General features: G+C 71.6%; 6 protein-coding genes. All 6 read right to left on the minus strand.

Features of this window, described 5'->3' with window-relative positions:
• Positions 1 to 22: 22 nt before the first annotated feature.
• The gene (locus EF903_RS22520) at positions 23 to 2,017 is read right to left on the minus strand and encodes a hypothetical protein (RefSeq protein WP_125545936.1); all 1,995 of its coding nucleotides are present in this window, start codon (positions 2,015 to 2,017) and stop codon (positions 23 to 25) included.
• Between the two features lie 158 nt (positions 2,018 to 2,175).
• Positions 2,176 to 3,252, minus strand: coding sequence for a signaling protein (locus EF903_RS22525; protein WP_125545939.1), 1,077 nt, complete (start codon positions 3,250 to 3,252; stop codon positions 2,176 to 2,178).
• Between the two features lie 132 nt (positions 3,253 to 3,384).
• A complete protein-coding gene (locus tag EF903_RS22530; RefSeq protein ID WP_125545941.1) occupies positions 3,385 to 5,514 on the minus strand; it encodes a 3-hydroxyacyl-CoA dehydrogenase NAD-binding domain-containing protein in 2,130 nt (709 codons plus the stop codon).
• Positions 5,511 to 6,734 (minus strand): acetyl-CoA C-acyltransferase, encoded by a 1,224-nt coding sequence (locus EF903_RS22535; RefSeq protein ID WP_125545943.1) that lies wholly within the window; start codon positions 6,732 to 6,734, stop codon positions 5,511 to 5,513. Before EF903_RS22535 ends, EF903_RS22530 begins: the two co-directional genes overlap by 4 nt.
• A gap of 133 nt (positions 6,735 to 6,867) precedes the next feature.
• Positions 6,868 to 7,659 (minus strand): hypothetical protein, encoded by a 792-nt coding sequence (locus EF903_RS22540; RefSeq protein WP_125545945.1) that lies wholly within the window; start codon positions 7,657 to 7,659, stop codon positions 6,868 to 6,870.
• A 189-nt stretch (positions 7,660 to 7,848) separates the two neighbouring features.
• A complete protein-coding gene (locus EF903_RS22545; RefSeq protein ID WP_125545947.1) occupies positions 7,849 to 9,090 on the minus strand; it encodes a ribonuclease D in 1,242 nt (413 codons plus the stop codon).
• Positions 9,091 to 9,099 lie beyond the last annotated feature (9 nt).

Genomic DNA, 9,099 nt, shown 5'->3' on the forward strand with positions numbered 1-9,099 from the left:
GGAGGGGCGGGGCGCGGGCCGGCTACACGGTGGAGGCCGCCTCGTCGGGGTACTCGACGGGGAAGTCGCTCAGCCCCCGCCGGTAGAGGTCGTTGGCGGCCGCGTTGAAGCGGACGATGGACGGCGGGTACTCGCCGCCCAGCAGGTATTCCTTGAGCTGCTCGCGGTAGGGGGCCATCAGGTCCTGCTCCGGGTTGAGCGTCGCCTCGATGGCCTCGGTCAGCCCGTTGCAGTCGGCGTCCAGCAGGTACGAGGCGTACGCGGTGCGCTGCTCGTTGCGGAAGTCCTGGTCGGGCAGGCCCTCCAGGTTGAAGATGGCGTACGGCTTGAGCGTGGCCACGAAGTCGGAGACGACGCTCGACATGTCGCCGATGAGCAGGTCCGAGTGGTTGAAGCAGTCGTAGAGGGCGGGGATCCGCTCGGTCACCACGTGGTGCGCGGCGTCCGGGACGGCGGACCAGTACAGGGCGCCGGCCTGGTTGCGGCTGCGCCGGATGCGGGCGGTCCGCTCCTCTTCGGTGAGGTCGGGGTACTTGGAGCGGACGCCGCGCTCGGACAGCTCGGCGATGCGCTTGTCGATCCGGGCGAGCTTCTTCGCGGCGGCCTTGGAGTCGGTCATGTTGCGGCCGAAGCGCCGGGCGTTGTCCTCCTCCAGGAGGGCGATGACGCGGCGGTGGGCTGCGGCCGCCTCGGCGGAGCGCGAGCCGGTGAGCGGGTGCGGCTTGTAGATGATGCGGATCTCGCGGTCGTACGCGAGCAGCGCCTTGATCAGTTTCTCGCCGGCCGGGATGACGGAGGTGTAGCAGGCGTCGTCGGTCCAGCCCTCCCAGGTGGGGGCGTAGATGACGGTGGGCACGGGGCCGGCGACGCGGCCGGTCCAGCGGTGCAGGGGCATCAGCTGGGGGCGGCCGACCTCGACGATCTGGTGGGGGGAGACGGCGTGCTTGATGCGCTCGTAGCGGTCGCGGCCGGCCCGGCCGGCCACCCAGATCTCGTCGAAGACCTTGCTGACGCGGTTGCTGCTGGCGAGTTTGTCGCTGTCGCCGTGGCCGATGAAGACGTGCTTGACCTCGGCGCGCTGGAGCATGTGGACGTTCTTGCCCGCGTTGCCCGGGTACAGGGCGACGCGCAGCTCGGGCATCTCGATGCGCGCGAGGTTGTCGGCCTTGGGGATGCAGATGACCGGCACCGGCGTCGCGTCCAGGTACCGCAGGGTGGCCCGCTCGCGCAGCACGATGATGGGGCGCAGGTCCAGGGCCTCCAGCGACTCCAGCCACATGTTCACCTGGTACATGAAGTCTTTGGAGATGGCGGCGAAGGTGAAGTACAGCGCGACCTGGGGGCGGTATTCGGCCAGCTGGTGGTTGAGTTCGTCGATGGCCTCGTCGGCGGTCGGGAGCTTCAGCGCGTTGCGCGCGTCGGGCACGAGCACCAGCAGGGAGAAGTAGGCCAGGAAGACGGTGGTGATCATGCCGTATGTGACCCAGCGCCAGTCGTCCGTCCCGATGGTGGCCAGCGAGCCGGCGACCAGCGGGATGTCCAGGTGGAGGGTCTTGCGGACGTGCTTGTTCACCAGGAACGGGTGGGGCATGCGGCGGATGCCGAGCGCCTCCAGGTCCAGCCCGCGGGTGGTGAAGGGCAGCTCGTTGCGCATCTTGCGGACGTGCTTGAGCAGGGCGCCGTAGGCGAGCTGGAGGATGAACAGCAGGAGCAGGCCGATGGTGGTCATCTGCGCCACGAACGACTCGATGTCGGCGACCGCGCCGCACAGGCCCAGCAGCAGGAACTGCCGGATCAGGAAGCGCATGGTGAGGCCGAAGCGCGAGTCGCGCAGCCGCTCCAGGGTCGGCGACTCGGTGTTGTGGAGCATGAGGTCGGCGACGTAGCTCAGCGCGGCGCAGCCGGCGAAGAGCGGGAGGGAGACGAACGCGACCGCGACCAGCATGCCCAGGAAGCTGAGGATGAGCCCAGTGGTGATCAGAACGCCGAGTACGGCGCGCAGCCGCTTGGAGCCCATGGATGCGGAGCCTCCCCCATGGAGGTATAAGAATCGCGTGAAGTGTCGCAGTAGTATAAGCAGCCTCATGGACGGCCCCAGAACACGCCGTGAACCGCGGGCCAATGATTACCGGCGGGGCCTGCGAATATGCCGCGGCACATCCGCCGAGACACCGCTCACACCGTGAAGCCGTACACCGTCAGCTCGCGCCGGTCGTTCGCCTTCACGGAAAATCCCACGCACAATGCGGGCTGCGAAGCCGCCTGGCGGACGGCCATCCCCTCGGGCTCCCGGTAGGGCAGGTCCGGCGCCACGGTCACGTGGTGGCGCCCCTGCGGCCGGCCCGTGCGCACGTCGATCGCGGACACGTACGTGTTGCCGCCCGACTTCCTCGGATTGCTTCCGTTTTTCCCGGTGTACGGCTTGCCGGTCAGTACGTACACGTAATCCCCGTGCAGCGCACAGCCCTGGAACCATTCCTCTTCCTTGACCTGCACGCCCGCCTTGATCGTCTGCGCAGGGGTGAACCGCCCCGCGAGGAAGTCCTCCATGCCGTACACCGACAACCGGTGCAGCCCGCCCTCCTGGTGGCTGACCAGGACGCGCCCGCCCGCCAGGTCGAGGGCGGGGCAGACGTCCGTGGACCCGGGCACCGGGTCGAAATGCCGAACCGATTCATCGGAACTGTTCAGCACCGCACCGTCCTTGAACGGCACCCGCACCACCGTACGGCCATAGCCGCTCTCCGGATCGGCCCGCCCTTCCAGCCATATGTACGTGCGCGGGCCCGTCGGCTCCACACCGAAGGAAATTCCGTGGCCGAAGCCCCGGAGATACATGTGCCCGAGCGTAATGCCCGAATCGGTCATCCTGGTCAGGCACATATCCCCGGCGGACTTGCGGTCCCCGTACTCGACCGGCTCCTCCTCCCCGTCGAGGAGGAGGCCGCCCTGGACGGTCTGGAGCGTGAACACCTGCCCGTTGGTGTCGTCGAACGCGAACGACTGCGGCCCCGTCGAGTTGAACAGCGCCGACGGCGCCAGGACCTCCGCGCCCGTGCGCATGTCGAAGGCGCCCACCACCGGCTGCGAGCCGCCCCGCCAGCCCGACCCGAAGCCGAACCCGAACGCGGACCCGGACTCCCGGCCGGGGCGCAGCGCCCACGCCGCACCGCCCGCGGTCACCGCGGCGGCCGTCGCGCCGCCCCCGAGGAGCACGCTCCGGCGGCTGAAAATCCTCTTGTCGTCCGCCACGGGCCGTATTCTGCCAGCCCCGGCGGCACGCCCCGCCGAAGCCCCCGGCCGAACGCGGCGGACGCCCGCCCCCCAAGGACGGGGGACGGGCGTCCGCGGCGCTCACGCGGCGTCAGGCCGCCGCGCGGCGGTTCAGGCCGGCACGCTCGCCACGCCCGGAGCCAGGAACCGCTTGCCGTTCACGCGCTCCGAGACGCCCTCGCGGTCCAGGTACGGCGTGATGCCGCCCAGGTGGAAGGGCCAGCCGGCGCCGGTGATGAGGCAGAGGTCGATGTCCTGGGCCTCGGCCACGACACCCTCCTCCAGCATCAGGCCGATCTCCTGCGCCACCGCGTCCAGGACGCGCGTCCGCACCTGCTCCTCGGTCAGCACCGAGTCGCCCTGCACCAGGAGGGCGGCGACCTCCGGGTCCAGCTCCGGCTTGCCGGAGTCGTACACGTAGAAGCCCCGCTTGCCGGCCTCGACGACCGCCTTCAGGTTGGGGGAGACCGTGAAGCGCTCCGGGAAGGAGCGGTTCAGCGTCTCGGACACGTGCAGGCCGATCGCCGGGCCGACGAGCTCCAGCAGCACCAGCGGCGACATCGGCAGGCCGAGCGGCTCGATGGCCTTCTCCGCCGTCTCGACCGGGGTGCCCTCGTCGATGACGTTCTGGATCTCGCCCATGAAGCGGGTCAGGATGCGGTTCACGACGAACGCCGGGGCGTCCTTGGTGAGGACCGCCGTCTTCTTCAGCTTCTTGGCGACGGCGAACGCCGTGGCCAGCGAGGCGTCGTCCGTCTGCTCGCCGCGGACGATCTCCAGCAGCGGGAGGATGGCCACGGGGTTGAAGAAGTGGAAGCCGACCACGCGCTCGGGGTGCTTCAGCTTCGAGGCCATCTCGCTGACCGACAGCGAGGAGGTGTTGGTGGCGAGGATCGCGTGCGCCGGGGCGACCGCCTCGACCTCCGCGAACACCTTCTGCTTGACCGACATCTCCTCGAAGACGGCCTCGATGACGAAGTCCGCGTCCGCGAAGCCCTCGGCCTTGTCCAGGACACCGCTCACCAGCGCCTTGAGGCGGTTGGCCTTGTCCTGGTTGATGCGGCCCTTGCCCAGCAGCTTCTCGATCTCGGCGTGGACGTAGCCCACACCCTTGTCGACGCGCTCCTGGTCGATGTCGGTGAGGACGACCGGCACCTCCAGGCGGCGCAGGAACAGCAGCGCCAGCTGCGAGGCCATCAGGCCCGCACCGACGACGCCGACCTTGGACACCGGGCGCGCCAGGCTCTTGTCCGGGGCGCCGGCCGGGCGCTTGCCGCGCTTCTGGACCAGGTTGAAGGCGTAGATGCCCGAGCGGAGCTCACCGCCCATGATGAGGTCGGCCAGGGCCGTGTCCTCGGCGTCGAAGCCCTTCTGCAGGTCGCCGTCCTTGGCCTCCGCGATGATGTCCAGCGCGCGGTAGGCGGCCGGGGCGGCGCCGTGCACCTTGGAGTCCGCGACCGCGCGGCCCTTGGCCACGGCCGCGTCCCAGGCCTCGCCGCGGTCCACCTCGGGGCGCGCGACCTCGGTCTCGCCCTTGAGGACGCGGGCCGTCCAGAGCAGGGACTGCTCCAGGAAGTCCGCACCCTCGAACAGCGCGTCGGCGATGCCGAGCTCGAAGACCTGCTTGCCCTTGAGCTGGCGGTTCTGGTTCAGCGAGTTCTCGATGATCACCGAGACGGCCCGCTCGGCGCCGATCAGGTTCGGCAGGATGGTGCAGCCGCCCCAGCCGGGGACCAGGCCGAGGAAGACCTCGGGCAGGGAGAAGGCAGGGATGGCCTTCGACACCGTGCGGTAGGTGCAGTGCAGGCCGACCTCGACGCCGCCGCCCATCGCCGCGCCGTTGTAGTACGCGAAGGTGGGGACGGCCAGCGCGGCGAGGCGCTTGAAGACGTCGTGGCCGCCCTTGCCGATGGCCAGCGCCTCGTCGTGCTTCTTCAGCAGCTCGACGCCCTTGAGGTCGGCGCCGACCGCGAAGATGAACGGCTTGCCGGTGATGCCCGCGCCGACGATGGAGCCGGCCAGGGCCTCCTGCTCGACCTGGTCGATCGCCGCGTTCAGGTTGGCCAGCGACTGCGGGCCGAACGTCGTCGGCTTGGTGTGGTCGAAGCCGTTGTCCAGCGTGATGAGCGCGAAACGCCCCGCGTCGAACGGCAGTTCCAGGTGGCGGACGTGCGCCGACGTGACGACCTCGTCCGGGAACAGCTCGGCCGCGCCCTTCAGGAGCTCAGCGGTGGTGCTCACTTGGACTCTCCCTCGGCGAAGTGCGGGTTCTCCCAGATGACCGTCGCGCCCATGCCGAAGCCCACGCACATGGTGGTCAGGCCGTAGCGGACGTGCGGCTGCTCCTCGAACTGGCGGGCCAGCTGCGTCATCAGGCGGACGCCGGAGGAGGCCAGCGGGTGGCCGAACGCGATGGCGCCGCCGTACTGGTTCACGCGGGCGTCGTCGTCGGCGATGCCGTAGTGCTCCAGGAACGCGAGGACCTGGACGGCGAAGGCCTCGTTGATCTCGAACAGGCCGATGTCCCCGATGGACAGGCCGGCCTGGGCCAGGGCCTTCTCCGTGGCCGGGATCGGGCCGTAGCCCATGACCTCCGGCTCGACGCCGGCGAAGGCGTACGACACGAGGCGCATCTTGACCGGGAGGTTGTTCTCGCGGGCGAAGTCCTCGGACGCGATGATCGCGGCGGTGGCACCGTCGTTGAGGCCGGCGGCGTTGCCCGCGGTGACCCGGCCGTGCGTACGGAACGGGGTCTTCAGGTTCGCCAGGTTCTCCAGCGTGGTGCCCGGGCGCATCGGCTCGTCGGACGTGACGAGGCCCCAGCCGGTCTCGCCGACCTCGGGGTTGGTGTTGCGCACCGAGATCGGGACGAGGTCCTGCTGGATCTTGCCGTCGGCGTACGCCTTGGCGGCCTTCTCCTGCGAGCGCACGGCGTACTCGTCGGCGCGGAGCTTGGTGATCGTCGGGTACCGGTCGTGCAGGTTCTCGGCGGTCATGCCCATGAACAGGGCGGACTCGTCGACCAGCTTCTCGGAGACGAAGCGCGGGTTCGGGTCGACGCCCTCGCCCATGGGGTGGCGGCCCATGTGCTCGACACCGCCGGCGATGGCGACGTCGTACGCACCGAAGGCCACACCGCCCGCGACGGCGGTCACGGCGGTCAGCGCGCCGGCGCACATGCGGTCGATGGAGTAGCCCGGGACGGACTGCGGCAGGCCCGCGAGGATGCCGGCCGTGCGGCCGATCGTCAGGCCCTGGTCGCCGATCTGGGTGGTGGCCGCGATGGCCACCTCGTCGATCTTCTTCGCGTCCAGGTCCGGGTTGCGGCGCAGCAGCTCCCGGATCGCCTTCACGACGAGGTCGTCGGCGCGGGTCTCGTGGTAGATGCCCTTCGGGCCCGCCTTGCCGAACGGGGTGCGGACGCCGTCGACGAAGACGACGTCCCTGACGGTACGAGGCACGTTGGCTCTCCTCCAGGTGCGGGATGGCACTGCTGCGCGCGGGCGGCCCGGCCAACGGCTGAGCGCCCGCTCACCCGCCATGCTACTTGCGGGTAACCGGTGTGGACACCCCCGCGCCGAGGAGCGGCGAACGTCACACCGCGACGGGGCTCCCGGCAGGCTCGGGGACGGCCGGAACCGGGCCGTCCGACATGGTCGCGGCCATGGGGGCGGAGGAGCCGGCCACCTCCGACACGAAGGCGCGCCGCGAGACCCCGGCCTCCCGCAGTGCGGCCCCGTGGTCGGCCGCCACCAGCAGCGCCGCCGCGGCGACCATGGCCCGCCAGCCCGCGGTCGCGGCCTTCCGGGCCGGCCGGGGCAGCCCGGCGAGCCCCTCGTGCAGCCGCCGGACGTGGAAGGGCACGTGCCGCTCCTCGTCGGCCAGGATCCTGGCCGCGACCTCGCAGGCCAGCGGGTCGCCGGAGCCGTCGCGCAGGGCCCGGTAGTACCGCAGGGCGACGACCTCCGCGACCATCAGCACCATCAGCTCGACCCGCAGCCCCAGCAGGCGCCGCATCCGGACGAACGCCGCGTCGCTCCAGTGGCCGTCGAGGGTGTCGGCCCCGGCCGCCGACAGCAGCAGGGCCAGCAGGCGCGCGTGGTTCTGCTCCTCGGCGACGAACAGCCGCGCCGCTGCGGCGTACTCCGGGTCGCCCGCCCGGTCGGCCTTGTCGATGAGGGCCGAGCCGTCGCCGTCCTCGCCCACCTGGAACGTCCGGATGCTGCGGACCAGTGCCGGCGACAGGCGTGCGCCGCGCGCCCAGTCCGGATCGCCGGCGGCGGCGCGCCGCTCCCGCTCGGCCTCGAAGTGGCGGACCCACGCGCCGTACGCGCCGTCCTGTCCGCCGTGCCCGTTCCGCGTGGTGGTGCCCTCAGTTTTGATCATGTTCAAGAAGCTAGCCCTTGTTGAGCGTGTTCAAAAGAGGCGCGACGTCATGATCGTGTAACGGGATGTCAGGGTCCGGCCGCGAGCCGCCCGGGCGCGGGCGCCCGTACACCGGCGGACGCTGCCGGCGGACGCGAAGGAGCCCCCGGCCGGTCGGACGGGGGCTCCTTCGAAGGGTGGCGCGGCGCCTCAGGCGGTCACGGCCAGCGCCGTGACCAGCACCGGGGTCACCTGCTCGATCTGCCACGGGCGGGCGCCGTGGCCCGCGAGGGCCTCGGCCACCGTGTCCGGGCCGAGCCGCTTGGGCGGCTCCCAGCACAGCCGGCGCACCGTGTCCGGGGTGATCAGGTTCTCCTGGGGCAGGTTCAGCCGCTCGGCGAGCGCCGACACCGCGGAGCGGGCCGCGGAGAGCCGGGCCGCGGCGGCCGGGTCCTTGTCGGCCCACGACCGCGGCGGCGGAGGGCCGGCCGAGGCGGCCCCGGGCTGCGGCAGCTCGGCCTCGGGCAGGGCCTTGGCCCGGTCCACCGCGGCCATCCACTGCTCCAGCTGGCGCCGGCCCATGCGCTGCCCGAAGCCGGGCAGCGCCGACAGGGCGTGCACGTGGGACGGCAGGGCGAGCGCGGCCTCGACGATCGCGGCGTCGCTCAGCACCTTGCCGGGCGAGACGTCGCGCCGCTGGGCGATCCGGTCGCGCGACTCCCACAGCTCCCGCACGACCGCCATCTGGCGGCGCCGGCGGACCTTGTGCATGCCGGAGGTGCGGCGCCAGGGGTCCTTGCGCGGCGGGGCGGGCGGGGCGGAGGCGATGGCGTCGAACTCCTGGCGGGCCCATTCCAGTTTGCCCTGCCGGTCCAGCTCCGCCTCCAGCGCGTCCCGCAGGTCGACCAGCAGCTCGACGTCGAGCGCGGCGTAGCGCAGCCACGGCTCGGGGAGCGGGCGGGTGGACCAGTCGACGGCGGAGTGGCCCTTCTCCAGCGCGAAGCCGAGCACGCTCTCGACCATCGCGCCCAGCCCGACGCGCGGGAAGCCCGCGAGCCGGCCGGCCAGCTCGGTGTCGAACAGGGAGGTGGGCACCATGCCTATGTCGCGCAGGCAGGGCAGGTCCTGGGTCGCCGCGTGGAGGATCCACTCCGTGCCGTCCAGGGCCGCGCCGAGCGCGGACAGGTCGGGGCAGCCGACCGGGTCGACGAGCGCGGATCCCGCGCCTTCGCGGCGCAGCTGCACGAGGTAGGCGCGCTGGCCGTAGCGGTATCCGGAGGCGCGTTCGGCGTCGACGGCGACGGGGCCGGTGCCCGCGGCGAAGGCCGCGACCACCCGGGCGAGGGCGTCTTCGTCGGCGACCACCGGAGGGATCCCCTCGCGGGGTTCGAGCAACGGAATCGGCGCCTTGTCGACGTCGTCCGGGGGGCCGCCCCCGGTGGTGGTGCGCAGGTCTGCTGC

This window comes from Streptomyces sp. WAC05292 (assembly GCF_003949955.1).
In the GTDB taxonomy this organism is placed as follows: Bacteria; Actinomycetota; Actinomycetes; order Streptomycetales; family Streptomycetaceae; genus Streptomyces; species Streptomyces globosus.

Excerpts from the sequence above, each read along its gene's own strand:
- EF903_RS22540 (WP_125545945.1), bottom strand. The coding sequence starts at position 7,659 with ATGATCAAAACTGAGGGCACCACCACGCGGAACGGGCACGGCGGACAG.
- EF903_RS22520 (WP_125545936.1), bottom strand. The coding sequence starts at position 2,017 with ATGGGCTCCAAGCGGCTGCGCGCCGTACTCGGCGTTCTGATCACCACT.